General features: G+C 68.1%; 24 protein-coding genes, 1 tRNA gene, 1 pseudogene and 1 riboswitch. Of the genes and pseudogenes, 14 read left to right on the top strand and 12 right to left on the bottom strand.

The features are described from left to right. Nucleotides 1-228 precede the first annotated feature (228 nt). Entirely contained in the window at nucleotides 229-990 is a 762-nt protein-coding gene (locus BU204_RS16940) for an enoyl-CoA hydratase (protein ID WP_075126635.1), read from the bottom strand. An 18-nt stretch (nucleotides 991-1,008) separates the two neighbouring features. After that, nucleotides 1,009-1,458 (bottom strand): Lrp/AsnC family transcriptional regulator, encoded by a 450-nt coding sequence (locus BU204_RS16935; protein WP_075126634.1) that lies wholly within the window; start codon nucleotides 1,456-1,458, stop codon nucleotides 1,009-1,011. A 74-nt stretch (nucleotides 1,459-1,532) separates the two neighbouring features. Between BU204_RS16935 and ddaH the strand changes: the two genes are divergently transcribed. The 4 genes from ddaH (at nucleotide 1,533) to BU204_RS16915 (ending at nucleotide 5,056) form a co-directional block, all read left to right on the top strand. Next, nucleotides 1,533-2,366: a dimethylargininase gene (ddaH, locus tag BU204_RS16930; protein WP_075126633.1), complete on the top strand. Its 834-nt coding sequence runs from the start codon at nucleotides 1,533-1,535 to the stop codon at nucleotides 2,364-2,366. 310 nt (nucleotides 2,367-2,676) lie between these two features. Next, on the top strand, nucleotides 2,677-3,351 hold the full coding sequence (locus BU204_RS16925; protein WP_075126632.1) for a response regulator transcription factor: 675 nt from the start codon (nucleotides 2,677-2,679) through the stop codon (nucleotides 3,349-3,351). Continuing rightward, entirely contained in the window at nucleotides 3,348-4,652 is a 1,305-nt protein-coding gene (locus tag BU204_RS16920; RefSeq protein ID WP_075126631.1) for a sensor histidine kinase, read from the top strand. Before BU204_RS16925 ends, BU204_RS16920 begins: the two co-directional genes overlap by 4 nt. Further along, a complete protein-coding gene (locus BU204_RS16915) occupies nucleotides 4,649-5,056 on the top strand; it encodes a hypothetical protein (RefSeq protein WP_075126630.1) in 408 nt (135 codons plus the stop codon). The genes BU204_RS16920 and BU204_RS16915 overlap by 4 nt, the downstream gene beginning before the upstream one ends. Before the next feature lie 289 nt (nucleotides 5,057-5,345). Here the strand turns inward: BU204_RS16915 and BU204_RS16910 are convergent, their stop codons facing one another. From BU204_RS16910 to BU204_RS16900, 3 genes are all read right to left on the bottom strand, one after another. Next, nucleotides 5,346-6,878, bottom strand: coding sequence for a trypsin-like serine protease (locus BU204_RS16910; RefSeq protein ID WP_075126629.1), 1,533 nt, complete (start codon nucleotides 6,876-6,878; stop codon nucleotides 5,346-5,348). 1,091 nt (nucleotides 6,879-7,969) lie between these two features. After that, the gene (locus BU204_RS38320; protein WP_083661377.1) at nucleotides 7,970-8,389 is read right to left on the bottom strand and encodes a DUF6228 family protein; all 420 of its coding nucleotides are present in this window, start codon (nucleotides 8,387-8,389) and stop codon (nucleotides 7,970-7,972) included. Between the two features lie 127 nt (nucleotides 8,390-8,516). Beyond that, nucleotides 8,517-8,843 carry a VOC family protein gene (locus BU204_RS16900; protein WP_269844648.1) on the bottom strand — a complete coding sequence of 109 codons (327 nt, stop codon included), beginning with the start codon at nucleotides 8,841-8,843 and terminating at the stop codon, nucleotides 8,517-8,519. A gap of 158 nt (nucleotides 8,844-9,001) precedes the next feature. Here BU204_RS16900 and BU204_RS16895 point away from each other — a divergent pair, with 158 nt between their 5' ends. Together BU204_RS16895 and htpX are read left to right on the top strand one after the other, a co-directional pair. Then, a complete protein-coding gene (locus BU204_RS16895) occupies nucleotides 9,002-9,763 on the top strand; it encodes a siderophore-interacting protein (RefSeq protein WP_075126658.1) in 762 nt (253 codons plus the stop codon). A gap of 98 nt (nucleotides 9,764-9,861) precedes the next feature. Continuing rightward, on the top strand, nucleotides 9,862-10,725 hold the full coding sequence (gene htpX, locus BU204_RS16890; RefSeq protein WP_075126627.1) for a zinc metalloprotease HtpX: 864 nt from the start codon (nucleotides 9,862-9,864) through the stop codon (nucleotides 10,723-10,725). Here the strand turns inward: htpX and rfbA are convergent. Together rfbA and BU204_RS16880 are read right to left on the bottom strand one after the other, a co-directional pair. Continuing rightward, nucleotides 10,722-11,603 carry a glucose-1-phosphate thymidylyltransferase RfbA gene (gene rfbA / locus BU204_RS16885; RefSeq protein WP_075126626.1) on the bottom strand — a complete coding sequence of 294 codons (882 nt, stop codon included), beginning with the start codon at nucleotides 11,601-11,603 and terminating at the stop codon, nucleotides 10,722-10,724. The two genes, htpX and rfbA, sit on opposite strands and share 4 nt — an antisense overlap. A gap of 116 nt (nucleotides 11,604-11,719) precedes the next feature. Continuing rightward, complete coding sequence (locus BU204_RS16880) at nucleotides 11,720-12,211, bottom strand: YajQ family cyclic di-GMP-binding protein (protein WP_075126625.1); 492 nt, start codon at nucleotides 12,209-12,211, stop codon at nucleotides 11,720-11,722. Nucleotides 12,212-12,354: 143 nt separating this feature from the next. Here BU204_RS16880 and BU204_RS16875 point away from each other — a divergent pair. The 4 genes from BU204_RS16875 (at nucleotide 12,355) to BU204_RS16860 (ending at nucleotide 14,831) form a co-directional block, all read left to right on the top strand. Next, nucleotides 12,355-12,438, top strand: a tRNA-Tyr gene (locus BU204_RS16875). Nucleotides 12,439-13,056: 618 nt separating this feature from the next. Then, on the top strand, nucleotides 13,057-14,055 hold the full coding sequence (locus BU204_RS16870; RefSeq protein WP_075126624.1) for a hypothetical protein: 999 nt from the start codon (nucleotides 13,057-13,059) through the stop codon (nucleotides 14,053-14,055). Nucleotides 14,056-14,214: 159 nt separating this feature from the next. Then, nucleotides 14,215-14,541, top strand: a complete 327-nt coding sequence (locus BU204_RS16865; protein ID WP_198942895.1) for an AbrB/MazE/SpoVT family DNA-binding domain-containing protein — start codon at nucleotides 14,215-14,217, stop codon at nucleotides 14,539-14,541. Next, nucleotides 14,541-14,831 (top strand): hypothetical protein, encoded by a 291-nt coding sequence (locus tag BU204_RS16860; protein ID WP_075126656.1) that lies wholly within the window; start codon nucleotides 14,541-14,543, stop codon nucleotides 14,829-14,831. Before BU204_RS16865 ends, BU204_RS16860 begins: the two co-directional genes overlap by 1 nt. A 37-nt stretch (nucleotides 14,832-14,868) precedes the next feature. Here BU204_RS16860 and BU204_RS16855 read toward each other — a convergent pair whose 3' ends face one another. The 3 genes from BU204_RS16855 to BU204_RS16845 form a co-directional block, all read right to left on the bottom strand. After that, a complete protein-coding gene (locus BU204_RS16855; RefSeq protein ID WP_143229544.1) occupies nucleotides 14,869-16,263 on the bottom strand; it encodes a hypothetical protein in 1,395 nt (464 codons plus the stop codon). Between the two features lie 628 nt (nucleotides 16,264-16,891). Beyond that, on the bottom strand, nucleotides 16,892-17,806 hold the full coding sequence (locus BU204_RS16850) for an SDR family NAD(P)-dependent oxidoreductase (protein ID WP_075126622.1): 915 nt from the start codon (nucleotides 17,804-17,806) through the stop codon (nucleotides 16,892-16,894). After that, nucleotides 17,803-18,441 (bottom strand): NAD(P)-dependent oxidoreductase, encoded by a 639-nt coding sequence (locus tag BU204_RS16845; RefSeq protein WP_075126621.1) that lies wholly within the window; start codon nucleotides 18,439-18,441, stop codon nucleotides 17,803-17,805. Before BU204_RS16845 ends, BU204_RS16850 begins: the two co-directional genes overlap by 4 nt. 57 nt (nucleotides 18,442-18,498) lie before the next feature. Here BU204_RS16845 and BU204_RS16840 point away from each other — a divergent pair, with 57 nt between their 5' ends. Beyond that, nucleotides 18,499-19,068, top strand: coding sequence for a TetR/AcrR family transcriptional regulator (locus BU204_RS16840; RefSeq protein WP_083661376.1), 570 nt, complete (start codon nucleotides 18,499-18,501; stop codon nucleotides 19,066-19,068). A 65-nt stretch (nucleotides 19,069-19,133) separates the two neighbouring features. Here BU204_RS16840 and BU204_RS16835 read toward each other — a convergent pair whose 3' ends face one another. Next, on the bottom strand, nucleotides 19,134-20,426 hold the full coding sequence (locus BU204_RS16835) for an alpha-lytic protease prodomain-containing protein (RefSeq protein ID WP_075126620.1): 1,293 nt from the start codon (nucleotides 20,424-20,426) through the stop codon (nucleotides 19,134-19,136). 275 nt (nucleotides 20,427-20,701) lie between these two features. On the opposite strand from BU204_RS16835, the gene BU204_RS16830 reads away from it, so the two are divergent. Both BU204_RS16830 and BU204_RS41305 read left to right on the top strand, forming a co-directional pair. Continuing rightward, nucleotides 20,702-21,226 (top strand): hypothetical protein, encoded by a 525-nt coding sequence (locus BU204_RS16830; protein ID WP_075126619.1) that lies wholly within the window; start codon nucleotides 20,702-20,704, stop codon nucleotides 21,224-21,226. A gap of 84 nt (nucleotides 21,227-21,310) precedes the next feature. Next, nucleotides 21,311-22,726: pseudogene (locus BU204_RS41305) on the top strand (pentapeptide repeat-containing protein); the annotation flags it as partial. 132 nt (nucleotides 22,727-22,858) lie between these two features. On the opposite strand, the gene BU204_RS41300 reads toward BU204_RS41305, so the two are convergent. Beyond that, nucleotides 22,859-23,173, bottom strand: coding sequence for a DMT family transporter (locus tag BU204_RS41300; RefSeq protein WP_075126618.1), 315 nt, complete (start codon nucleotides 23,171-23,173; stop codon nucleotides 22,859-22,861). Between the two features lie 31 nt (nucleotides 23,174-23,204). Continuing rightward, a riboswitch (guanidine-III (ykkC-III) riboswitch) is annotated at nucleotides 23,205-23,268 on the bottom strand. A gap of 188 nt (nucleotides 23,269-23,456) precedes the next feature. Here BU204_RS41300 and BU204_RS16810 point away from each other — a divergent pair. Further along, nucleotides 23,457-26,189 carry an SdrD B-like domain-containing protein gene (locus BU204_RS16810; RefSeq protein WP_075126617.1) on the top strand — a complete coding sequence of 911 codons (2,733 nt, stop codon included), beginning with the start codon at nucleotides 23,457-23,459 and terminating at the stop codon, nucleotides 26,187-26,189. Nucleotides 26,190-26,273: the final 84 nt, after the last annotated feature.

Below are 26,273 nucleotides of genomic sequence, written 5' to 3'. Positions count from 1 at the left end.
TCACCAGAATCACCAGCAAACCGAATCACCACCCGGTCCAGCTTGGTCACCTGGGTGGCCCTGGTTCCGTTCCCCCCGTTGACGCTGGTGCTCATGCTCTGCTGATCCCTCTCCTGCACAGGTGTGCCTTACCTACGAGCGTAGCCGCGTGGGCACTGGTGTCTCCCTGGTCTCCAGGGTATTCGCGTCCCACATCACAGTAGGATCTCCCAGATGCTGGGATGAGCGTTACGGCTGGTGGGAAATCCGTGCTCGCATCGCGGCGAGCAGCTCGGCGAACGCGGGCGTCTCCATGGACGCCAGCTGCGCTGCCAGTTCGGTCTCGATCGCATCGTCGTGCCGATCGTAGGCGGCCGTGGTGCGCAACGTTCGCTTCGTGGTCGTGACCAGCTCGCGCGGTGCTCGAACGGCCGGCTGGGCAAGGTCGACCGCGGCCGCGACCAGGTCCTCGTGGTCGCCGTCCACCTGCTGGAACGCCAGGCCCGTCCGTACTGCCTCACTCCCGTCGAGGATAGCCCCGAAGATCGTCATCGCCGTGGCCGTCTGCGGTCCGACGAGCCGCTGGAGCATCCAGGTCATGCCCCCGCCGGGGTGGATGCCGAGCTGGAGGAAGCGGGCGTCGAACCGGGCGCGGGGCCCCACCAGTCGTACGTCGCAGGCCAGAGCGAGGTTCAACCCGGCCCCGACCGCGGCGCCGCCCACGGCGGCGATCGTGGGCAGCTGACAGCGGGCCACCGTGAGAAACCCCTCGTAGATGGCTCGCAGCCCCTCCTCCCGAGCTTCCCCGAGGGCGGTGAGGTCGGCACCGGCGCAGAAGGCCGGCGGTGCGCCGGTCACGACCAGCGCCGAAACAGTGTCGTCCTGCTCACACTCGCCGACGAGCTCCGCCATCCGCGAGGCGATCGAAAGGGTGATCGAGTTGCGACGATCCGGAACGTTGAGTGTGAGCACCGCGACCCCGTCGCGCCGCTCGAGCAGGACCTCGTTCATGCCGCATGACTCTAGGTCTTAGCTGAGCTCCGGGGCCGGCGGCCGGTCCAGCAACCGCGAGAGCACGACTGTCGACACCGTGCGGTCGATCATGTCGACTGCCCGGAGGCGCTCCAGGGCGTCCTCGAGGTGGTGGATGCTCCCCGCGCGCAGGTGCACGATCGCGTCCGCCGCCCCCGAGACCGTGTAGGCAGCGACGACCTCGGGCAGCGGCAGCAGCCGGGCCCGGATCCGGTCGGGTGTGACGTTGCCGATGCAGTGGACCTCGACGAAGGCCTCGGTGCCCCAGCCGAGTGCTTCCGGGTTGACCACGGCGGTGAAGCCGCGGAGCACACCGGTGTCGAGCAGCCGGTCCACCCGCCGCTTGACGGCCGGCGCCGACAGCCCGACCGCCTTGCCGATCTCCGAGTAGCTCGAACGCGCGTCGGCGACGAGCCGTGAAATGATTCGCTGATCCAAGGCGTCCACACGCAACATACTGCATGTTCTGGGGCGCCTGTGCGACATTGATCGCCGCGAACGGCCGCGCTTACATTTGGTTCATGACCGAGGCCCGAGTCTCCACCCGTCGCCGCTACCTGCTGTGCGAGCCCAAGTACTTCACGGTCGAGTACGCCATCAACCCGTGGATGGACCCGAGCCAGCCGGTGAGCACGGAGCTGGCGGTCAAGGAGTGGACGGAGCTGGCGGACACGTACCGTCGCTGGGGCCACCGCGTGGAGTTCATCGAGCCCCAGCCCGGCCTGCCGGACATGGTGTTCGCCGCCAACTCCGGCACCGTCATCGGCGGCCGGGTCCTGGGTGCGCGCTTCCGGGCCCCCCAACGCGCCCCCGAGGCCGATCACTACCGCCGCTGGTTCCTCGACCACGGCTACCGAGACGTGTTCATGCCCACGAGAACCAACGAGGCCGAAGGCGACTTCACCTGGACCGGGGCGGTACTGCTGGCCGGCACCGGCTTCCGCACCGACCCGGGAGCGCACTCCGAGGCCCAGGAGTTCCTGGGGGTGCCCGTGGTGTCGCTCAGCCTGGTCGACCCCCGCTACTACCACCTGGACACGGCGCTGTGTGTCCTGACCGAGGCAAACGCGACCCGCAACGCCCACATCGCCTATTACCCCGAGGCGTTTTCCGTGGGTTCACAACGCGTCCTACGCCGCCTTTTCCCCGACGCCATCATCGCGACCGAGGCGGACGCGGAATGCCTTGGCCTCAACGCCGTATCGGACGGCCGCAACGTGGTCCTCCCCATGGAAGCCACCCACCTAGCCGACCAACTCCTCCACCACGGCTACGACCCCACCTTCCTCGACATCTCCGAACTCCGAAAGTCCGGCGGCGGCCCCAAATGCTGCACGATGGAACTCAGGGGTTAATTCAGCCACACTGAGTAACAGTCTTCCGGCCATATCAGGGCCGAAATCCCTGCTTCACCTCGGGAGCCGTTCCGCCCACTCCAGCTGCACTGATACTCACTCGAAGAGGTCGTCGATCCGCCGGTTCGACCTGCCGAAGGTGCCGGCGCCAAGCTGTCCGGCACCGTCGAGGACATGTACAGCGACTTCCTGACGGCCCGGACAGCCGTGACACGACCATGACATTCGGCGGAAGCCGCCATGACACGGGCACGGCACCATGTGTCGAGTGGACGGGCGGACGCCGCATCGCCTTGCGATAGTTGATGTTATGTCACGGGTGCTGTTGATCGAGGACGATCAGGCTGTGCGCGAAGGGCTGCGGCTGGCGCTGCGCAGGCAGGGACATGTCGTGCGGGCGGCGGAGTCCGGCGAGCAGGGACTCAGCGGGCTGGCGGACGCCGACGTGGTCGTTCTCGATCTGATGCTGCCCGGTATCGACGGGTTCGAGGTGTGCCGACGAATCAGGGCGGTCGGCAACCTGCCGATCATCATGCTCACCGCCCGCGGCGATGACATGGACGTGGTGGCCGGTCTCGAGGCGGGCGCCGACGACTACGTCGTCAAACCGGTCCAGCCACGGGTGCTCGAGGCACGCATCCGGGCGGTGCTGCGCCGCGCGGGCGACCCGGTCCAGCACGCCGACGCCGAACTGCACGGCGACCTCACGATCGACCGCGCCGGCCTGGTGGTCAGCAAGAACGGCGAGCAGGTCGGCCTCGCGCCGACCGAGCTGCGACTGCTGCTCGAACTGTCCAGCGCACCCGGCCGCGTGCTCAGCCGCCAGCAGCTGCTGGAGTCGGTGTGGGACCGCGGCTACCTCGGCGACTCACGCCTGGTGGACGCGTGCGTGCAGCGGTTACGGTCCAAGATCGAAACCGACCCGGCGGCGCCGCGTCACATCCAGACCGTCCGGGGCTTCGGTTACCGCTTCGGGCCGCTGTGAGGAGCCTGCGTACCCGGCTGCTGATCGCGTTCGTCCTGCTCGGCGCGGTGACCGCCGCCGCGGTGGCCGGGGCGATGTACGTGCGGGCACGCAACGTGCTCCTGGAGGGCGCCCAGGTCGCGGCCGTGCGGGCGTTCACAGAGAAGGTCATGACGATGACCGTCCCGGACGCGGGCGAGCTGTCCGACCGCGACGACTCCGGGGTGATCCTCTACCGGGGCCGGCCCTACGGCGACGGCAACAGCCTGCGGGTCGAGGACATCCCCTTCGAGCTGCGCGACAAGGTACGGACCGGGTTGGTCGCCTGGCAGCGGACGGCCCGTGGCGGGCAGGTCGAGCTGGTCATCGGTATGCGGGTGGCCGATATGGAGATCTACGGTGCGCGCAGCCTGCTACCCGAGCAGGAGAGCATCGGCGAGCTGGCCAGGGTGGCGTGGGTCGTCGCCGTCGGCTCGCTCGCCCTCGGTGGTCTCCTGGCGTGGTTCGCGGCCAGGAGCGTGCTCCGCCCAGTGCGGGAGCTCCGGGAGGCCGCGCGCAGGCTGGGCGAGGGCGACCTGCGTACCCGCGTGCGGGTCCGCGGCGCCGACGAGCTGGCCGGGGTGGCGCACACGTTCAACGCCACGGCCGCGGCACTGGAGAAGCAGGTCTCGGACGCGCGGCGGTTCGTCGCCGACGTGTCGCACGAGCTGCGCACTCCCCTTGCCGCGATGACGGCGGTCACGGACGTGCTCGACGAGGAGGCACCCCACCTGAACGGGGACGCGAGGACGGCGGCCGGTCTGGTCAGCCAGGAGACACGCAACCTGACCCGCCTGGTCGACGACCTCATGGAGGTGAGCCGGTTCGACTCCGGCGCGGCCGCGCTGGAGCTCGAGGAGATCGACGTGGCCGACGCCGTGCTCGCGACGCTGCGGGCCCGCCGGTGGTCCGATGTGGTCACCGAGCTGCTGCCGGTGCGCGCCAGGGTCGATCCGCGCCGGCTGGATGTGATCGTGGCGAACCTGGTCGGCAACGCCCAGAGGCACGGCTCTCCTCCGGTGACGGTGGTGCTGCGTGGCGAGCCCGGCTGGCTCGTCATCCAGGTCACCGACCACGGGCCCGGCCTGGACCCCGCTGTGCTGCCACACGTCTTCGACCGGTTCTACAAGGCGGACACCGCGCGACCGCGGTCCGAGGGCAGCGGCCTTGGCCTGGCGATCGCGTGGGAGAACGCCAGGTTGCACCGCGGCACCCTCGAGGCGGGCAACGGCCGCGAGGGTGCCGTGTTCACGCTTCGCCTCCCGTCAGGAGGTCCACCGTGAGGCGCCTGGTCGTCGCGGTGGTTCTTCTGGTCACGGGATGTGGCGTGCGGCCGACGGACCCGATCGCCGGCTCTCCCGCGACCGGAGCGTTGGTTTTCCTGGTGCGCAACGACGCCGTCGAGCCGGTGCTGCGGGCCACCCGGCACCAGACCGACCCTTCGGCCGCGTTGCGGCTGCTGGCGGAGGGTCCCAGCGAGGTGGAGCAGGCGAACGGCTACCGCAGCGAGGTTCCTCGGGAGGCCGAGCCGATGACCATCGAGGACACGACGGTCACGCTGCCCATCGACGTGACCACACTGTCCACTGTGGCTATGACGCAGATCGCCTGCACTGCGGCGGCTCCCGGGCCTGTCACGCTCCGAGGAGGCGGGCACACCCGAGGGCCGGTCGGCTGCCCCGGCTAGCCAGCCAGCAGGATTCCGGGCAACCGCAGGTCGAGGTTTGTTGCCAGGACGCACACAGGTGGTGATCCAGTACGTCTGGGTGGCGTACCCGGCACCCTGGCGCGCCGAGATGTTCCCGAGCCGAGCCAGCAGCGGGCGATACTGTCCGCACGCACCCACTGCACGTCGCCGCGGCCGGCCCGGCGGGCGTCCTGCCGCGCCTGCCCCACCGGACCGACCTCCGCAACCAGCTCCACGATGTACCAGAAAGATCAACTACCGTGCACGAGGCCGTTAGGTGAAGGGCTGGTCACTTGGTCAACGCGCAACCCGGCAGGGTCAGGTCCAGCCGTGAACCGGCGCTCAGGCAGGCCGCGATCCCATCGACCTGCTGGCCGTAGGAGCGTCCCTGCACCGAGGTCGTGCTCCCATCCGCTCCGACCTCGCACGGGTTGTTGTTGCTACACGGCTCCCCGCCGTCGTTGTGCGTGTTGTGCACCCCGACCACTGTGGAGCCGTCGGCCGCCAGGAGCGCCGAGCCCGACATGCCGTGGAACGGCTGGCACTGCGGACTGGTGGCGTAGCGGATGGAGTTCTCCAGCTGATAGCCGCCTTCCTTCAGGTGCGGCACCACCGTCTCGGCGGTGCAGCTCAGCCGGCTGCTGGTGTAGGCCAAGGTCAACGGGTCGCCCGCCCGCACTGGCGTGGAGGCGAGCTTGAAGACCTTGGCACGCTTCGCTGCCAGTTGCGCGTAGGTCCGGTCCAGACGGTAGAGCGCGATGTCGGTACCGGTCATGGTCGCGTACACCAGACGATCCGCACGGGCAGAGGCACGTGGGTAGCCTTGGGCGTCGGCGATCGACACAGCGCGGTCGGCGGGCTGATCCACGAGCGCGGCGCCCGGCGCGGGACGGTGTCCCTGCACGCAATGGCCGTTGGTGAGCATCAGCGCGGGATCGTTCGGGCGGGAGGCGGCAGTGCGGATCACCGAGCCCACGCAGTCGGCGAGGTCCACCGCGCCTTCCACGTTCGGGATCACGTCATCGGCGGGCACGGAGGCGCCGCTGATGATGCCGTTGATCCAGTCGGCGTGCTTGGTGACGTCGGTGTAAAGCACCGGCTCACCGTCGGAACTGGGGCCGCTGACGACGCCGGCCAGCGCCCAGCCGTCACCCTGGCGGACCAGCGCGGGCCCGCCGGAGTCCATGTTCCGCGCACCGACGGTGCCATCGAGACTCCCGATACACAACTCGCCTGGAGAGGCGACCGTACACGTCGAGACCGGCTGCACCGCGGTGTCGGCTTCGCGCAGCCTGTTCGGATAACACTCCGGCAGGGCGTCGTCGCAGGTCATGCCCCAGCCCAGGATACGAGTCGGGGTACCGTCGGTGGGCGTGCTGGAGGCGATCCGCACGGGCCGCGCGTGCACGGGCGTGCGCAGGTGCATCAACGCGAGATCCTTGCCCCAGAAGCCGCCTTCGTCATGACCGGTCGCGAGCCGGTAGTAGTGGTCGACATCAACGACCTTGCCGCCGGAGGTGGTGTCGAGCGATCCGATCCGGACTTTCCAGCCTTTGGGAACGCCGTTTCTCGCATTGGTCGGGTTCTTGCCCGCGCAATGACTGGCGGTCAGTACCCATTGCGGCGCGAGGAGTTCCACACCGCAACCGTGTCCGTCAGCGCGTGGCGGTCTGGGGTAGGACGGCTGGAACGAGCCCATGAACGAGTACACCTCGGTGGACTGACTGCCGCCCACGATGGCCTGCGCGTTGTAGGTGGTCAGGACGTTCGCGGCCAGCGCGAGCACCGCGCCAGCCGCGACGAGGACTGAACGACTTCGCATGCACCAAGCATCTCCGGTGAATGTCCACACAGTGCCAGCGCAATGTCATCGTTTCGACACAAGATCCATGGCTTCGCCACCCTTGGCAACCCGACCCGGCGCTACGAGACGGCCTGTACGAGCGAGCGGGGGAGAAGTAGACAGCGCGGAACCATCACTCTCGGCCAGCGTCATGCCCGAAACCACAGCTCAACCCCGGTTTCGGAATACCGGCGCTGGCCAAGCCATCTGTGACCCTCTGTCGACGATTGTCGTCGTTTGGCGGTGTCCACGGAACCAGCACTGAACGGAAACGGCTCCCGAGGAAGATCACCCGGGAGCCGTCCACCGCTCTACCTGCACTGATACTCACCCGAAGAGGTCGTCGCTCCGCCGGTTAGACCGGTCCCGGGTGCCCCGCCACTCGTGCACCAGTACTCCGCCCAGGCTCCGGTCGCTACCCACCACCTGTGGTGGTTCCGTTGCCCGGCTCGTCTTTCGGGGGCACCGGGACGGACTCCAGGGTGGACACGCTCTCCGTGACGGGCGGCACGATACGAACGTCGCTGTCTTCCCTGCACCCGGCCAGGGCTGACGCCAGCGTGCCGGTCAAGAGAGTGACCACCACGGATTCTCCTCGCATCGGGGACACCTCATTCCGCCGCCGTCCGGACCTAATACGTTACGGCACCGGACAACAGCAGACGGCGATCACCTCGGCAGATGTCTATCTGGCACACTCGGGAGGCTTCGGTGTACAACATGCGGTCTCCAGGGCCTCCGTTTCCAATATTTCCGGCGCTGATTACTCCTAGTGTGATGGCGCGACTGTTGACGTCGCGGCGAAATACCCGCCCGCCGCTGTCACCGCCTGAACCAGTCGTACGCCCGCAGGCGCTTGAGCGGTAGTAAGCCCGCACACGGTGAAACCGTCTATGTTGGCGCACCCGTCGACAATCGCCGAGCTCAACAGCGGTATCGGCAAACGGCGCTGGCGGAGTCGTACGGTGCCCGAAGAACCATTACGGAACGCCGCAACGTGGACCGCATCCATTGCGGGACGGCCGGCTACCGCTCCGCACGCTGCCGTTGTTGCCCTACTGCTCCCGCGGCTACAGGTCGCCGAACAACTCGCCGATGTCCCTCGCCAGTCGGTCGAGCGACTCGTCAGGCGGGATCACCATCTCAAGCGTCACTATCCAGTAGTCCCGGTCGGAGCCAGGGCGCAGCGTGAAGTTGAGACGGATCTTGCGACCTGTGTGTCTTGCCTTGATGGCGAGGTCGTGCTCGATCGTGTCCCACTTGCGCACGCCCCTCCAGCCGCGCCAATCCCGTGCCAACCCAGCGAAGAACGCGCGGATTCCGTCGTCCCCGCGTATCACGGCATCCCGAGTGCAGGACAGGCCGTCAGCGTGGATTCCCACGGGAACGACATAGAAGCCGTCCACACCACCGATGGGGCGACCAATCGACACGACGTCGTCAGGATCGTCCTCGCTCCGGATCAGCACCTCGGGCAAGACGTCAGTCACCGACGCAGTATGACCTCCGACGCCCCGCGGCTGCAGCACGTTATTCCCGCGTCCTGCCAGGTGCTCCGAGGCACGCCCACAGCCAGCAGCGCGCTTCCTGACAGCCGGGAACCGCGCCTGGCGTCGGCTACTCGGAAGGCAGTCCGGCGAACGACAGGCTGTTCCCGTCTGGATCCAGCACCGTGACGTGGCGAACCCCGTTCCCGTACGTCTCCACCGGTTCGTGCTCGATGCCGTGCTCGGCGAGCCGGCCAAGGATCGCGTCGAAGTCGGTCACGCCGAAGGTGACCATCGCGCCGCCTACCCGCTCAGCCCGGACGTCCTGGTCGTCGACGACCACCCAGGCGTTCTCGCCGACCTGCCACAGGTACTCCTCGCCGATGACCTCGTCGGCCGGGCGGCCAAAGAGCGCCTCGTACCACTCCAGCGCCCTGGTCACGTCTCGTACGCACATTACGCAGTGCAGGTCCATTGGGGCCCACTCCTCTCGGTCGTCCGTACGTTGGACCACCGCCGCCGCCGAAACTCATCGGCCGGTGGCGATCGACCCCATGGCCTGGAGCGCTGTCCGGCGCCGCTGTGCTCGGCGGACCGGGTGCGATGATGACCGGGATGAGTACCAACACTGCGCCCAGGCGTTCCCGTCGTCAGGAGACGGCGCTCTGGCGGGCCCCCGTCCGCCGGGTCGAGCGGGTGACGCCGCGGCTCGCCCGGATCACGGTCGGCGGCGAGGAGCTCGCCGGGTTCGTGAGCGCCGGTACCGACCAGAACGTGATGCTGTACTTCTACCCGGACGGCGTCGAGCTCCCGGCGACGCTCGAGGCGGCACGTGCCAGGTGGTCCACCGTCCGCCCGCTGACCAGGACATACACCATCCGCCGGCACGACCCCGTCGCTCACGAGATCGACTTCGACTTCGTGCTGCACGACGCCGCCGGGCCGGCCTGTGACTGGGCCAAGCACGCCACCCCGGGCGACCAGCTGATCTTCGTCGGCCCGTCGCCGGCCTACCAGCCCGACCCGAGCGCCGACTGGCACCTCCTCGCCGGCGACGAGACCGCCCTGCCCGCCATCGCCGCGATCCTCGACGCGCTCCCGCCCACCGCCGACGCCAGGGTGTTCGTCGAGGTCGAGGACGCCGCCGAGGAGCAGCCCCTCCGTGCCCCGGTGACCTGGGTGCACCGCGGTGCCGGGGGCTCCCTCACCGACGCCGTCGCGGCCGCGGAGCTGCCCACCGGCCGGGTCGACGCCTGGCTCGCGGGGGAGCGGTCCGCAATGGTCGCGCTCCGCGCGCACCTGCTCGACCAGCGGGGATTCGACCGGCGCGCGGTCCGGCCGACGACGTACTGGCGCCGCGGAGAGGTAGGCAGCTGACCTGCGCAATCGGTACGAATCGGAACTCGGTGGCTCGGAACGACGTTCTACACAAGGGAGTTCGTGACAAGTCACGAGAGTTCACGGAGGCGCCTGAGGTGCACAAGCACTACAACGGACTGAAGACCGCGTTGCTGCTCGGCGGTATGAGCGCGCTGATCGTCCTGATCAGCTCGCGTTTCGGGCAGACCGCGCTGTTCATCGGTCTGGCGATCGCGCTGCTGATGAACGGGTACGCCTACTTCAACTCCGACAAGCTGGCCCTACGCGCCATGCGTGCCCGCCCGGTGTCGCAGGCCGAGCAGCCCGAGATGTACAACATAGTGCGTGAGCTGGCCACGGCGGCTCGCCAGCCGATGCCCCGGCTCTTCGTCAGCCCCACGCAGGCCCCGAACGCGTTCGCCACGGGCCGCAACCCGCGCAACGCCGCCGTCTGCTGCACTACCGGCATCCTGGAGCTGCTCGACCGGCGCGAGCTGCGGGCGGTGCTCGGTCACGAGCTGTCGCACGTCTACAACCGCGACATCCTGATCTCCTGCGTCGCCGGCGCGCTGGCCAGCGTGGTGAGCGTGCTGGCCAACCTGGCGATGTTCGCGGGCGTGTTCGGCGGCTCGGACGAGGAGCGGCCGAACCCGATCGCGCTGCTCCTGCTGGCGCTGCTCGGGCCGATCGCGGCCGGCATCATCCAGATGGCGGTGAGCAGGTCGCGCGAGTACCAGGCCGACGCGTCCGGTGCGGAGCTCACCGGCGACCCGATCGGCCTGGCCTCGGCGCTGCGCAAGCTCGAATACGGCACCCGGCTGGCGCCGCTGGCGCCGGAGCCGCGGGTCGTGTCGCAGTCACACCTGATGATCGCCAACCCGTTCCGGCCCGGCGAGCGCGCGGCCCGGCTGTTCTCCACGCACCCGCCGATCGCCGACCGCATCAGCCGGCTCGAGGAAATGGCCCGCCGCGGGCTCTAACCCGTGGCGCCGGCCGCCCGGGCGATCGACATCACATAGTCGCCGTAGCCCGACTTGGCCAGCTTGCGGCCCAGCTCGTAGCACTGGTCGGCGTCGATGAAGCCGCGGTCGAGTGCGATCTCCTCGAGGCAGGCGATCCGCACACCGGTCCGATGCTCCAGCACCTGCACGAACTGGCCGGCCTCGAGGAGCGAGTCGTGCGTGCCGGTGTCCAGCCAGGCGAACCCGCGCCCCAGGTCGAGCAGCCGGGCGCGGCCCTGGCGCAGGTAGTGCAGGTTGACGTCGGTGATCTCCAGCTCGCCGCGCGCCGACGGCTCGAGCGACTTGGAGATCTTGACCACCTCGTTGTCGTAGAAGTAGAGCCCGGTGATCGCGCGGTTGGACTTCGGCTTGGCCGGCTTCTCCTCGATCGAGATGAGCCTGCCGTCCGCGTCCACCTCGCCGACGCCGTAGCGCTGCGGGTCCTTGACCGGGTAGCCGAAGAGGACGGCACCGTCCATGCCGTTGACGTACTCCTGCATGACGCTGGAGAAGTCGGCGCCGAAGAAGATGTTGTCGCCGAGCACGAGCGCGACGTCGTCGTCGCCGATGAAGTCCTCGCCGATGATGAACGCCTCGGCCAGGCCGTTGGGCTGGGGCTGCTCGGCGTAGCTGAGCGAGATGCCGAACTGGCTGCCGTCACCGAGCAGCCGCTGGAAGTTGGGCAGGTCGGTCGGCGTGGAGATGACCAGGATCTCCCGGATGCCGGCCAGCATGAGCACGGACATCGGGTAGTAGATCATCGGCTTGTCGTACACGGGCAGTAACTGCTTCGACACCGCTTGGGTGATCGGATGCAACCGGGTGCCGCTCCCACCCGCGAGGATGATGCCCTTCATCGGCCTTCCAACCCGGCGCCAGCTGCGCCGTTCGCTCGACTTCGTGGGGACTCGCACACGTTAGCCGTCCCGGTCCCGAGTGCGCTCACCCATGCGACCCGCACTCAAGGTGCAGGTCAGCGGTAGTTCGTGAACTGGAGCGCGATGCCGAAGTCGGAGTTCTTGAGCAGGGTGATGACGTCCTGCAGGTGGTCCTTCTTCTTGCCGGAGACGCGGAGCTGGTCGCCCTGGATCTGCGCCTGGACGCCCTTCGGGGCCTCGTCCCGGATCTTCTTGGCGATCTGCTTGGCCTTCTCCGAGGAGATGCCCTGCACGATGCTGCCGGTGACCTTGTAGACCTTGCCCGAGGAGGCGGGCTCGCCCACGTCGAACGCCTTGAGCGAGATCTGCCGCTTGACCAGCTTGTCCTTGAAGACGTCGATGGCGGCGCGGCACCGCTCCTCGGTCTCGGCCTCGATGGTGACGGCCTCCTCGCCGGCCCACTTCACTGAGGCACCCGTCCCCCGGAAGTCGAAGCGGGTCGACAGTTCCTTGGCCGCCTGGTTGAGCGCGTTGTCAACCTCCTGCCGGTCCACCTTGCTCACCACGTCGAACGACGGGTCCGCCACCGGAAACGCACCTCCACCTCGCCAGCTGGATCCCCCCGCCGGATGGTACCGCCGCCGGTCAGAGCCCGAGGGAGTATCCGGTTGGCCCCGCCCCGGGACCGTTGGGTATGGTTTCGCCCGACCGGTCGCGGCCGGTCACTCCCGGCGGGTTGCCCGAGCGGTCAAAGGGAGCAGACTGTAAATCTGTCGCGCAAGCTACGCAGGTTCGAACCCTGCACCCGCCACCACATGCCGAAACGGCCCGTCACCTGCGCAAACCAGGTTGGCGGGCCGTTCGCCGTTGTCCGGCTCTGTTCGGCTGACGCCGGAGGGTTGCGGTCGTCGAGGGCCATTTGTGGGCCACTCCACTGGACAGCTCGGTGGGACGCATGTGACGCCTGCTCCGAGGAGATAGACCTTGGTGCTGTCTGACGGGTGTAACTCACGACTCCACAGGGGCCGAGACCTACTGACCAACAACGCCGGAAACACCGATCATGGGGTGGACCCTCTTCGGTCACTTGGGGCTGCTGCTACCTGCCCATCTCCTGGATGCGGTTCAAGTGGCTTAGACGTACACGAGGAATCCAGGCATCATTACCCAAGGAAATGAATGTCTTGGTTGCGGATGTTGAGGGAGTTGCGCACGGGTGGGGAAGGGTAAGCGCGCACGATGGCGTCGTAAGCGAGCGGGCCGGACGGCAGCACCGGCTGAGGCGCCGCCGGTTCTGAGGCAGTTCGAGGTGGATGACACCACGAGAAATTCGCTTGGCCCGCATGTACTCGAACGGGTGTTGAACAACCTGTGGCCGGTGGATTGCCAGACATGTGGACGACCATTGGGGTCGGAACGGCCAGCGTTGCATGTGGCGGACCTTCTGGTGTTCGCGTCGGCGACCTTGCATCACAGGGCGTGCCAGGTGCCGGAGTGGTCGAAACAACCACTTCTCGCCGGGGCGGGGCAGGTGTCGTGGAAGACGAACACGTTGATGCTGTTTGGGGCCCGCTCGCCGGGCGAGCGTGATGATCGGCCGCTGATGGTGGTGAATCCGTTCCTTGAGCAGGTCCCGCTGGCGGCAACCGAGACGGGCTGGGACATAGCCACGGTGCCCCATCTCCGACGGCTGGGGCTGCGCACGCCCCGGCAGGACTTCATCGTCGACGCCCCCATCGCCGGGGCGCAAGCCCACATACATCGGGCGCAGGTCACGGTGCAGCTCGAGGGATGGGCCGACGCCTGGACCGGCACTGCCACCCGGGAGGTGCAAGACCGAATCCATGAGCTCGGAGGGCTGATCGTGGGCGTGACCACGGCGATCAATCCAGACGAGCTGACCCAGTACGACCAACTGTTCGCCTTGATCCTCTCGGGTGAATTACTGTTCGGCTGGATTCCGCTAGCCGGCACGGAGGACCGTCAGCCACTGGACACGGTGACCGTGCCGGACTCGGTGACGTCCTACCTGTTGCACTGGGGTGAACGGCACGCCTCTATCGCGCAGGTACTGGCGATCACCGACCACGCGTTGAGCGAATCTGGGGCCTTCGACTGGGCCACGGAGCAGTTGTTCGCCGAGACGCCGCAGTGGCCGGTGGAGTGGCGCCCAGTTGAGGAGGATCCGGCCGCCTGGTATCTGCTCGACCCGTTGGCAGCGCGGTTCTATTTCGTCCGGCAGCACGAGGATGGTTGGAAGCTTCTAGCGGTGCTCTCCCGCATCAGTGGTGACGGCTTTGCCACCGAGCCCGAGGCGCGCGCATGGGCCGAACAAGTCGTGTTGAGGCGCACTGACCAGCACGTATTTGACTGGAGCCGCGCAGCCGGGACCGCCCTACCCGGCTCCACGTTGACAGGTACCGCTGGATAGACAGCCGCTGAACAAGCCGGCTCCTGTTACGCTGCGTGTCCAACTTCGGCCAGTTCATCACTGCCGGTGTGGTATGCGCCTCTGAAAGTTGGAATTTCTTACCACGCCCGTCATGATGGGGTAGAGGCGCTCCGACCAGGGGCTGAGGAGGGTTGGGACATGACGCCGCAGGACACGGGGGACGAGGGGACTGTGGTGGGTCGCGCCCAGGTGCGGGGCAAGAGTCAACTGACGCTGCCTGCCGAGGTTCGACGCGTGCTGCACATCGAGGAAGGCGATGAGGTGACTTTCACCGTCCTAGAGGACGGGAACGTAGTGCTCCGCGGGATGACCACAATCCCAGCTGATCAGAAATGGTTCTGGACTGAGGAGTGGCAGGAGGGAGAGCGCGAAGCCACCCGTGCGCGTGCGGCTGGCGAGACGACGGTATACGAGTCAGGTGACGACTTCCTGGCTCGGATGGATGAGCTTCACGGTTCCTCGTGATGCCGACGTTCGAGACCCACCCTCGGTTCGAACGTGATGTTGCGAAGCTTACGCAGGAGCAATACACGCAGTGGAAGCGTGCACTCAAGGTGTTCATCGAGGCGGTCAATACCCGACAGTTTCCACCGCATCTGCGCGTAAAGCGAGTGAGGTCCGTCCAAGGAGTCTGGGAGATGTCCTGGGCAGAAGATGGCCGCGCTACGTTCGAATACGGCGACGAGCGACGCCAGGGTGAAACCCACGTGTACTGGCGTCGTGTCGGCACGCATGACATCTTCAGGAATCCGTGAGTCGCTAACCGAAACCGCCAGCCACCCGTGCGGACCCTCAGGTACGGCTGCGGTAGATGCGTAGCTGTGCAAACACCTGTTCGGAGAACAGCTGTGCATTGTGCTCGGCGAGAGCGACGATGAGCCTGCTGTGCCCACCGAACGCCTCCTGACTGATCGTTTCAGTAGTCACCACCATCGCTATGCACACCGACGGACCGACTGTCGCGATCCGTTCGCCTAGTTCGGCCAGTACAGGATCGTTGAAGATCGTGTGCGCGTCTTCCAGTAACAACAGGACGCCTGGCTCCTCCTCAGTGGGCGTGGTGAACCCTTCGCCGCCTTGGCGATGCTCGATCATGCTGGACAACCGGTGTAGCAGGTCGACGGTGCCGGCGACATCATTGGCAAACTGCTCGGGAGGTAGGTGCATCCCGATACCCTCCGCATGACCGTTGCGGTCCTGGGGGTCGGCGAGCATCGGCACGATACGTCCAGAGGCGGCGGCCTCTACTGCCACCAGTCTTAGCGAGTTGGTCTTGCCGCACTCGGGAGGTCCGGCCACCAAGCCATTGCGCAGTGGTCCCTCCGGGGCATGCAGCCACCAGTGACCGTGGTTCCCATAGGCATCCTGGCCGAAGCTGAATCCGCCAGTCGTGACGTCGTAGCTGGGGCCTTGGTAGGGCTGAACCGGTATCTCATCTTCCTGCTTGCTGCGGAACAGGCCCTGTGCGTAGCGCGGATCGTTGCCGCGAGGTACGGGATCAGTGGTGTTGAACGGGGCGAAGCCACAGGCAGCGTCGCCTGTGGTCACCACGCGATTCACCGGCAACAGGTCAACGAGAGCTGCTGGGTCGAGCGCAGTGGAGACCAGAACAGCGACACCACCCAGCTCAGCCAGCGCGTCAGTGATCTCGGGGCGCTCATCTCTGACGGACAGCGTCCAGAGCGTCGTTCCCGCACGCACGACCAGGTCGCCGTCGACGTGCCAGGCGTCCACACGGCTGGCCCGTGCCGTGAATTCGACCTCGCCCTCCGAATCAGGCGGGCTCAGCCCCTGGGCCGTCCAGATGTCGATAGTGGTTGTCGACCATCCCAACTGTGGATCGCAACGCAGCCCAACGCGCTCGAGTGCGGGATTGATCAACAACACCGGCAACATGCCGCCCAGGGGTTGTGGGAGCCCCACAATCCGGATGCTGTCGGTCGTCGGCGATGCTTTCAGCGGCTGGGGAAGATGTGTCCATTGGGGTGGACAGCACCGTGGATGGTGGAGGGTGGCTTCGATAACCTCGGGCTGTTCAAATACCACCAGTGCGGGCGTTTCCTCGCCTAACTCTTCTCCGCAGGTCTGGCACTGCCGCGCCCACAAGTTCCGGCTGACCTCCACCAGCCCGGAAGGTCCCAACTGCGCCCGAGTAAATGCATCCGCGTACAGGCTCGCGAGCGCCATCACATCCCTTGCCCCAGTGCAGAGTCCCCTACGGCACCCGACCATCGATCGTGGCTACAGTCTGGCACGATTCTGTCACATCGACCATCCTCGTCTCCAGCCGTTCCATACTGCGCCTCGGCGCAGATGCCCGCGTCCTCGTGCAATGTACCGCCGGCCTGGCCTTCCAGTGCCGAGGGGATCCATGCCCAGGTGCTAGTCGGCGGGACGGTCATTTGCCCTTCTGCTGCTCGGTTAGCTCCAGCTACTGGACGCCGTGACTTCTTTGAGCGCCTTGCGAACTTGGAGCATCGCGCTGTCGATCTTGTTGCCACCGATTAGTCGCTGAGCGTCGCGAAAGGAGCTTCGCTATTGTTCCGGTGGCTCGTCGTCGGCAGGGAACGGGTCACCATCTCCACGGCGAGGGCGCCGGCCGATGCCCCGCGAGTTGCTGGCGCCACCTGCTTTTGGCAATGCCGATGTGCACCGCGGCCTCGGGATCGGACAGGAAGCCGGAAGCTTTGGCCGGACGCCGCGCATTGGGAGCTCCAGGCGCAAGTCGCCTCGAGCGATCCTGTTAGCCGATTTCTTGGGCGATTGGTGCTGTTCAAGCGGACGAGACCGAGACGCCCATCTCCGCGTCGTTCGGTCACGCCGGGCTCGACCAGTGGGTCTGGCTCAGGGCGAGGAGTCTCCGCTGCGTGCTGAGGTCGTGGGACACCGGGGGAGTGCTTGATTCCCTGTCCCGGCGGAAGTACCGCCCTGTGACACCGGCGACCTCGGGATCGGTCGCAAGGCGCGTCGCGCTTTTCGCTCCTTCGGCGGGGGTGAGCATGGCCCGGCGGATGAGGGGCCGCACGGGACGCAGCAGTGGGGGCACGAGGTCGTCGATGATGTTGGTGGCGACGATCCCCGGGTGCAGGGCGTTGATGGTCACCCCGTCGGCGGCGAGGTCGCGGGCGAGGGCGTAGCCGGCGGTGACCGTCATGAGCTTGGCGCGGGCGTAGGCCTCGAACGGCGCGAAGCCGGCGGCGGGATTGAGTTCCGCGAGATCGGTGATCCCACTCAGGTCGAGGGTCGCCGGACGGGGTCTGCCGGCGAGCTTGATCTGCCGGGTGTCGTTGAGGGTGTCGCTGGCGACGTTCACCACGCGGGCCCGGCCGCGTCGCAGTGGCTTGCCCAGCAGAGTTAGGAGGCCATGGGCGGCTAGGTAGTCGAGGGCGATGTGCATCTCGATGCCGTCGGCCGTGAGGCGGTGTTCGGAGAAGTGCGCGCCGGCGTTGTTGATCAGGATGTGGATCTGGTCGTGACGGTCCACAATGGTCTTCGCGGCCGCTATGACGTCGGCGCGCTGGGACAGGTCTCCGGTGATGACGTCGAGCCGGTCCGCCGCCCGTGCGCCGACGCGTGCGCGGAGAGCGTCCACGCGAGCGGGGTTGCGGACAACGGTAATCACTCGCGCACCCGCCTGGACGAGATCGGCGGCGATGATCTGGCCCATGCCGCCGGTCGCGCCGGTGACGACGGCGACTTTCCCCGTCAGCTCGGGGACGTTGCCGTTCATCGGGTGATCCGCGGGTGGGCGTGGACGTACCGCGGGCTCTCGGCCTCGTCGACCAGGAACGCGGCGAGATCGGCTCGTCCGACGGAGCTCCACAGACGAATCGGCAGGTCAGTCCCCGCCCGGTACTTCCCGATCGCCTTGTGGCCGGACAGCTTCGGTGGCCGCACGATCGTCCAGGTCAGACCGGAGGCGGTGATGAGCGGCTCCATCGTCTCCTTGTCGCGCATCCGCTCGGCCACGTTCGCCCACACCGCCAGGGAGTACAGCGACCTGTCGCGCGTCTCCAGCACGCCGTGCGCGCTGACGGCGATCAGGCGGGACACGCCGGCCGCCGTCATCGCGGTGACCGCGGACCGGATGCCGTCGGTGCAGACCGTCGTGGGCCCCCTGTCCGCTCCGCCCAGCGCGCTGATCACCACGTCCGTGCCCGTCACGGCACGCGTGAGGGCCGAGACGTCGGTGACCTCGGTCCAGGTCACCTCGTTGAGGCGTTCCCTCGGCGCGAACGTCCCCGGCCGGCGGACCAGCGCAACCACATTGTGTCCGCGCCGGAGAGCCTCGGACACCACCTGGCGTCCGGTGGCGCCTGTCGCGCCGAGGACCGCCACCCTCTTCTGTGATACATCATGTCTCATATCTCCAGGATGCACACGGACCTCGCTACGAGTCAAGTTGTCTCATAGAATGGCGGCGTGCCCAGCGAGACAGACCCCCGATTCCTGCGAAGCCGAGAAGCGATCCTGAACGCCGCCCGTGAGCTGCTGCTGGGCAGCGGCCCCACCGCGGTGACGCACGCACAGGTCGCCGAACGCGCGGGAGTGGGACGCGCGACGGTCTATCGCCACTGGCCCCAGACCGAACCTCTCCTCCTCGAGGCCATGGCCACCGTCCCGATGCCGTTCCTCGACAAACCGACCGCGCCCACCCAGGACTGGCTACGACGAGAACTGACCGCGATCGCCAGCCAGCTCGAGCTCGACGACGTCCGGGCCGTGTCCACGACGTTGGCCAACGCCGCCCTGTGGGACGAGACCATGGACGCCCGGCGTGCGCGGTTCGCCGGCATCCTCACCGACCGACTCGCGGCCGCCCTCGACGACGCCCAAGCACGTGGCGAGATCGTCCTCACGCTCCCCAGCCGGGAGGCGGCAGCCATGGCCATCGGACCGATGTACTACCGCAGCACCATCGAGCGCGCTCCGATCGACTCCACCCTCATCGACGCCGCCATGGCCGCCCTGGGCACCTGGTCAGAGACGTGAACAGCTGTCCTCTCTCGGCAACGGCCAAGAGAGGACAGCTGTTTCCTCAGGAAGTGGCAGCTCGGTCAGCCGGTCTTGCTTGGCGCTCCGACCTGGTTCGCCCGGGCGAAGTCGCCCGCGAAGTGGCTCCGGATCCCATTGCGGTTCGCGTAGAACCCGACGGTTCCGGCGGAGTTGCCCGCGCTGATGATTCCGGTGGCCCCCACGCCGCCGTCGCGGGGGTCGCCGTAGAACACGGGGCCTCCGCTGTCACCCCACTGGACGATCCGCTCGGGGGACTCCACCCTGACCAGGTTGCAGCTGATCACCGTGTAGGACTGCCCGGTGTCCGGGTTGGTGTCGAGGATCTCGTAGCAGGCGTCGCTGTTCCGCACCGTTCCGGAACACTTGGTCATGGTGAACGAGCCGTTGAAGCACACTCGCTGCCCCACGATCGCGTTGTGCAGGTACGTGACCGGTGTCAGGTTGTGGCTCCCGCCGAAGGTGTTCTCCCAGATGTAGGGAATCCACTCGCCGTTGTCCATGAGCATCGCGTCGACGCCGCCGTTGCCCACGTGCGCGGAGACATACGGGGTGCCCATCGGGCCGGTCTCGTACAACGTGTTCGCCGCCTGGTCGAAGTACCCCTGCGTCCACGGGTAGTTCACCCGGCCGCAGTGACCGGCAGAGGACATCGAGTAGACGGTGCCGCCGTTGTGCCACATGAACCCGGCCGTGCACTGCATGACGGCGGTCTCCTGTCGGACGAGCCGCCACATGCGGTCACCCCCGACGTAGGGCGCGAAGTCGATCAGCGGTGGTCCCGGCAGGCGCGACCTCTCGGCCGGCGTCACCGCCTTGGCGTCTCTCGAGACGTCGACTGGGACCCTGGCGCCCTCGGGCAGCGGCGTGACCTTCGTCATCGCCTGCAACCGCTCCTCGGCGAACAGCGTGACCGTGTCGCCGAACGCGCCTCGCGCGGCGGCGCGGACCTCCGGAGTGATCGTGGTGAGCCCGACGCGCACGCTGTTCGTGATCGGGTCGACCGCCCAGGAAGTGAGCAGGCCTTCGGTGACCTCGGCCCACGGCTGCGCGACCTTGATCCGGCTCGCCACGGCCTGCAGGTCGGCCAGGCTGTGCTTCACCTCGTGCACCCGCACGTCCAGACCGCCGGCGGACCTGCCGAGGGACCGGGTCGTCACCTGCTCGATCTCGCGAGCCCGTTCGACGGGTGCGGACGTGGCCTCACCCACGACGTTGACATGCGCCGTGCCGCTGGGCAGGTCCAGGTACAGACCGCCGAAGTCCCGCGGGTGCTCTTCGACCAGTCGCTGGAGGGCCACGTCCGCGACGGAGGTCGCGGAGGCCGGTTCGCCCATGGCGGGCGTCCCCAATGACGACAATGGAACGAGCATTCCGAGAGACAGAAGAAGAGCACGACGATTAACTCTTCGCATGTTATCCCCCAATAACATTGCTTCCCCAGTGCTGCAGACGCACGGTCTGCGCGAACGCCACTCTGGCAACTCTCAGGAGCGGGCGATACCTCCGGATGGGTGAATTTTTGCGGCTCGCCGCCAGGTCTCGAAAGTCTCTTGCATCTGTTGACTCTGTCCGGTAAAATTTTTCGACTTGGTCGAGAGCTGGAGTAGGCGTGTACCACTATCCAGTCATTCTGCGGCAGGACGACGTGTCCACCGTCGATGAGCTCGTGAATGTGGTCGAGGGCGACGACGACGCGTTCGGCGGCGTTTACTTCGACGAAGACGCGGACCTGCTGCACGTCAATGTGGTGGATCACGCCAAGGATTCCGCGCTGGAAAAAATTCGCAATGCGATCCGTGTTGACTCCGGGGCGCGGAACGCGGTGAACGTCGTGGTGCACGAGGTGCCGTACAGCACCGCTGAGCTGCGGGCGGTAATGGTGGAGTTCACGACCAGCGAGCACTGGGTCTCCCGGACCGCCGGGACGCGCACGTCCTGGTCAATCGACCCCCGCCACAACCGGGTGGCGGTCGGAGTCACGGTGGTCGAGGGGACGCTCGAGGCGGACGTGTCGAGGGAGTTCGGCGACCGGATAGTGCTGTACCGGGAAGAACGGCTGCACCACCCGCGGCTGGTGACACCCCTGGCGCCGGGGACACGGATCATCCGGGGCGTCCCCTCTGCCGAGGAGTAGCGCCAAAACACAGCAAGCAGCGTGAGACGGGAGAGCCGAGGGCGCAGTGGAGAGAGGCCCCGGATCGGTGACAGCGTGAGCGGGATGGGTAATGATCACGTCGTGGTCGAACCTGGAGCCCGTCCACCGTCGAGCAAGCGCCTGTCCGGCAGGGCGCTGGTCGCGACCGCCGCGGGAGTCGTGGTCCTCACGGCCGTCGTGGTGGTGTTGCTGTGGTGGCCGGGCACCAGCGGGTTGTCCGGGCGGGACCTGGTGACGGCGCGGTTCGACGCGTTGCGGATCGGGCTCAGCGTCGGGGTGGGTAGTGGGGGCGTCGTCGCGCTGTATCTCGCGTGGCGGCGGCAGCGGTCGACGGAGGACGCGCTCGCTCAGCAGGAGCGGGTCGCCGCCTCGACCGAGAGGGATGCGGCGGAGCGAAGGATCACCGACCTCTACACGAAGGCCGCCGACCAGCTCGGGTCGGACAGGGCGCCGGTGCGGCTCGCGGGGTTGTTCGCACTCGAGCGGGTCGCGCAGGACAACCCGGGGCAGCGGCAGACGATCGTCAACCTGCTGTGTGCCTACCTCCGGATGCCGTTCACGCTGCCGGGGGCTGGCCAGGATGAGTGGGTTCAGGAGCGGGAGGTCCGGGTCGCGGTTCAGCGGATCCTCGCCAGCCACTCGCGGGTCGGTGCGCCGGGCGACGGGTACTGGGCGGGGCTCGTGCTCGACCTGTCAGGGACGGTGTTGGACGCGCCCGACTTCGAGGGGTGCCGCTTCGAGGACGTCCGGATGTCGAGCGCGCTGGTCAGGGGTGTGGCGCGGTTCGGAAGGGCGACCTTCGACGGCGACGTCGACTTCGGGGGCGCCGAGTTCACCGGCGAGGCGGAGTTCGGCGAGGCCGTGTTCGGTGGTGCCGCCCGCTTCGGGGGTGCCGAGTTCCGCCACACCGTGGCGTTCGGAGGTGCCGAGTTCGTCGGTGACGTCGACTTCGGCGGTGTCGAGTTCGGGGGTGACGTCGAGTTCGGCGGCATCGTGGTCGGCGGCGACGCGGAGTTCGGCGGGGCGCGGTTCGGTGGGGACGCCCGGTTCGGCGGCGCGAAGTTCGCGGGCGTCGCGCGGTTCGGCGAGGTGACGTTCGACGGTCTCGCGGGGTTCGGCGGCGTCGGGTTCGGTGGTGCCGCTCGGTTCAGCAAGGCCGTCTTCGGACGGGAGGCGCGGTTTCGAGGAGCCTCCTTCGGCGGCGTCGCGCGGTTCGGCGCCGCCGAGTTCCGCGGGGACGCCCGGATCGGCGGGGCGACGTTCGACGGGGACGCCCAGTTCGGAAGGACCGTGTTCGCGCGGGAGGCCGAGTTCGCGAAGGTCAGGTTCGCGCGGGTGGCCTGGTTCGGCCGGGCGGAGCTCCGGGGGGACGCCGACTTCGGCAAGGCCGTCTTCGGGGGCGACGCCGGGTTCGGCGGGGCGGTTCTCGCTCAGCGGGCGCGGTTCGAGCGGGCCGAATTCGTTCGGGCCGCTCGGTTCAGCGGGACGCGGTTCGGCGGGGGCGCCGGGTTCGAGGGTGCCCACTTCCGCGAGGACGCCCGGTTCGACCGCACCGAGGTCAGAGGCACCCTCGCCCTGGACGGCGCCACGTTCGCACGGGGAGCCCCGCGGTCACTGGAACACCTTCAGTCCGACGACACCCGCGACGATCAGCACCAGGCACACGATCCGCCCCACCGACGCCGGCTCGTGCAGGGCGACCATGCCGTAGAGCGCGGTGGTGATCGCGCCGATCCCCACCCAGACCGCGTAGCCCGTCCCGACCGGGACGCTTCGGAGCGCGAAACCCAGCCCGCCCATGCTGATGACCAGGGCGACGCCGAACACGACACTCGGCCCCAACCGGGAAAGTCCGCGTGACGCGCTGAGCGCCGCGGCCCACACCGCCTCGAACAGACCGGACAGGACAAGCGCCAACCACGCCATGACGACTCCTCGGCAGCAATGAAGGTGCATCACTGCGCCGTCTTCGCCTGACCGGGTACGACGCGCTCGTCCGGGGCCGTGCCGACACGACCGAAATCGACGGTAGCACGAGAACCAAAGCAAGCAGGTCGGGAAAGCGCACGGGAATCTGCATTGGACACTGTATAGTCCAGACAGGACAGAGATCGCGCCGAACACGATTCGGTGAAGGCGGTGGTTCCACTGTGCGGGGTCGGGGCGGGGGCACCACGGTGAGGGTTATCCGTCTCATTCGAGGAGACCCATGGCCGGATCCCTGTCCCGCCCCCTGCTGGCCTCGGTTCTGGCCGCCTCGATCTGCGTGAGTGGCCTGTCCGTCGCCCACGCGGTCGAGCGAGCGGGAGCGGCTTCCGCCGCCACGTCAGCGCCGAGGCAGGCTGCCGGCGAGACGATCTCCGGGACCGTCTACAACGACCGCAACGCCAACGGCGTCCTCGACCCCGGTGACAGCCCGGTCGTCGGCGTGCCCGTCGCGGTCAGCGGGGACGCCGTCGCCACCACCAACACCGACAGCGCCGGCCGCTACTCCTTCACCTCCCTCGGCCCGGGCACCTTCACGGTCACCGAGACCCAGCCCTCCGGGTTCGCGGAGGGGGAGTTCGTCGCCGGCCCCGGGGCGACGGCACTGACGCCCAGCTCGTTCACCGTGGTCCTCGCCCCGAACGCGGTCAGCGCCGGGAACGACTTCACCGAACGCGGCACCTCCGCCCTGTCCGGCCAGGTCTTCGCCGACGACAACGGCAACGGCGTGACCGACCCTGGCGAGACCGGCATCCCCGCGGTCACCCTCACCCTCACCGGGCCGACCACCCTCACGACCACCACCGACACCAACGGCGACTACACCTTCGACGTCCTGCCGCCGGGCACCTACACGCTCACCGAGATCCAACCCACCGGCTACCTGGACGGCCAGGACCGCGTCGGCACCCGTGGCGGAGCCCTCGCCCCGCCGGACTCGGTGTCCGGCATCGTGCTCACCGGAACCGCCGGCACCGGCTACCTCTTCGGCGACGTCCTGCCCAACGGCATCGCCGGAACCGTCCGGACTCCGGACGGCGATCCGATCCCCGGCGTCGAGGTGACGCTAACCGGCACCGATGACCTCGGCGCGGTCAACCGGACCACCACCACCGACGCCAGCGGCGGCTTCGCCTTCGCCGACGTCCGCCCGGGCAGCTACACCCTCACCCAGGCCTCCGGAACCGCCTTCACCGACGTCGGCGCGATCGCGGGCGACGAGGGCTCCGTGGTCAACCCCAACGTCATCGGCGACATCGTGCTCGCCGCGGGGGAGAGCTCGACCGGACATGTCTTCGTCGACATCGCCGCGACGCTGTCCGGGACCGTCTTCTTCGACCGCGACAAGAACGGCGAGCCGAACGCCGACAGCACGGCCGAGCCGGGCATCGGCGGCGTCACCGTCACCCTGACCGGTACCGATCTCGACGGCAATCCTGTCACCAGAACCGCCGTGACCACCTCGGACGGCGAGTTCGAGCTGGCCGGGCTGCCCGGCGGCACCTTCACGCTGACCGAGACCCAGCCAGAGGCCTACCAGGACGGCGAGGACAGCGCCGGCACCCTCGGCGGCACCCCTGTCGACCCCGACTCCGTCACCGGCATCGTCGTCCCCGTGGGCGGCACCGGGAGCGGGTACCTGTTCGCCGAGCTGGGCAGCCTGATCGAGGGCTACGTCTACCTCGACACCGACGCCAACGGCCAGCTCGACGAGGGTGAGGGCGGCATCGAGGGCGTGACCGTGACCCTCACCGACGCCGAAGACAACGTCCTGTTCGTCCGGATCACGAACTACTACGGGTACTACGAGTTCCCCACGATGCCCGCCGGGGAGTACCGGGTGTACGAGACCCAGCCCGCCGGCTACGGCTCGACGACGCCCAACGTCCTCCCGGTCGACGTCGGCGTCGGCGACCACGACTGCATCGACTTCGGCGAGGAGCTGGGCTCGGTCGGTGACTTCGTCTGGTCCGACCTCGACGAGAACGGCGTGCAGGACGCCGGCGAGCCCGGCGTGCCCGGGGTCACCCTGACGCTGGTCGACCTCAGCGGCGTCGAGGACGACCGGACCACGAAGACCGACGCCGAGGGCAGGTACCGGTTCGGCAACCTGCGGGTCGGAACCTACGACCTGGTGATCACCCTGCCCGAGCCGGCCTCGCTGAGCCGGGTCCACGCCGGCCCCGAACCCGTCGACTCGGACTTCGACGAGGACGGCACGGTCGACATGCCGATCACGATCGAGGTCACCGGCGACGACATCACCCATCTCGACGAGATTGACGCCGGCCTGCTCGGCCTGCTCCGTGACCTCTCGGCCGCGATCACGGCGGACCCGGCCAGGGTCGGCGTGGACGACCGGTTCACGGTCACCGGGAGGACGACCAACAAGGGCACCCAACCGGTGGTCGGCGCGATGGTGCTCCTCGTGCTCGACGGCGGCCTGGTCGTCGGAGAGGTGACCGCGGAGGGCTGGACCTGTCGCGTCTTCGCCGACGATGTCGACGACGTCGACAGCGGTGACCAGGCGGTCTTCTGCGAAACCGAACAGGCCCTGGACCCGGGCGACCGCGCGACGCCGATCGCCGTGACCGCCTCCGGGACCCGGCCGAGTACGGCCTCGACGATCGAGATGCGGGTAACCCTGGCCGACGGCGAGCCCGACGACAACCCGGACAACGACCTCGCGTCCGCGCGGGTGGCGGTCGTCGAGTCCTCGTCGGACGAGGGAGGCCCGGGCGGCCCGGGCACCACCCCGCAGGGCTCCCTCGCACCGGGCCTCGCCTCCACCGGGGTGCCGGCGCTCGGCACGTTCTCCGTCGCGGTCGCGCTGCTGGCGCTCGGCGCGTTGGCGCTGCTCGCCGGCCGTCGGCGGGGACGAGATCGGACAGTCCGGGTCGAACCCCCGACCGGGACCGGGACCGAGTGGACCGACCGGCCCGGGACCTCCGACTGAAGGGGTGATCACCCTCACGTCGCGACCGTTCGAGGCGGGTCGGCGGGCCCGCCTCGTGCCGGATGTCCTAATAGCACAGTCGGA

It is taken from the genome of Actinophytocola xanthii (assembly GCF_001921205.1).
In the GTDB taxonomy this organism is placed as follows: Bacteria; Actinomycetota; Actinomycetes; order Mycobacteriales; family Pseudonocardiaceae; genus Actinophytocola; species Actinophytocola xanthii.
The sequence above is the reverse complement of the archived record's forward strand: the minus strand, read 5'-3'. Positions and strand labels throughout refer to the sequence as shown.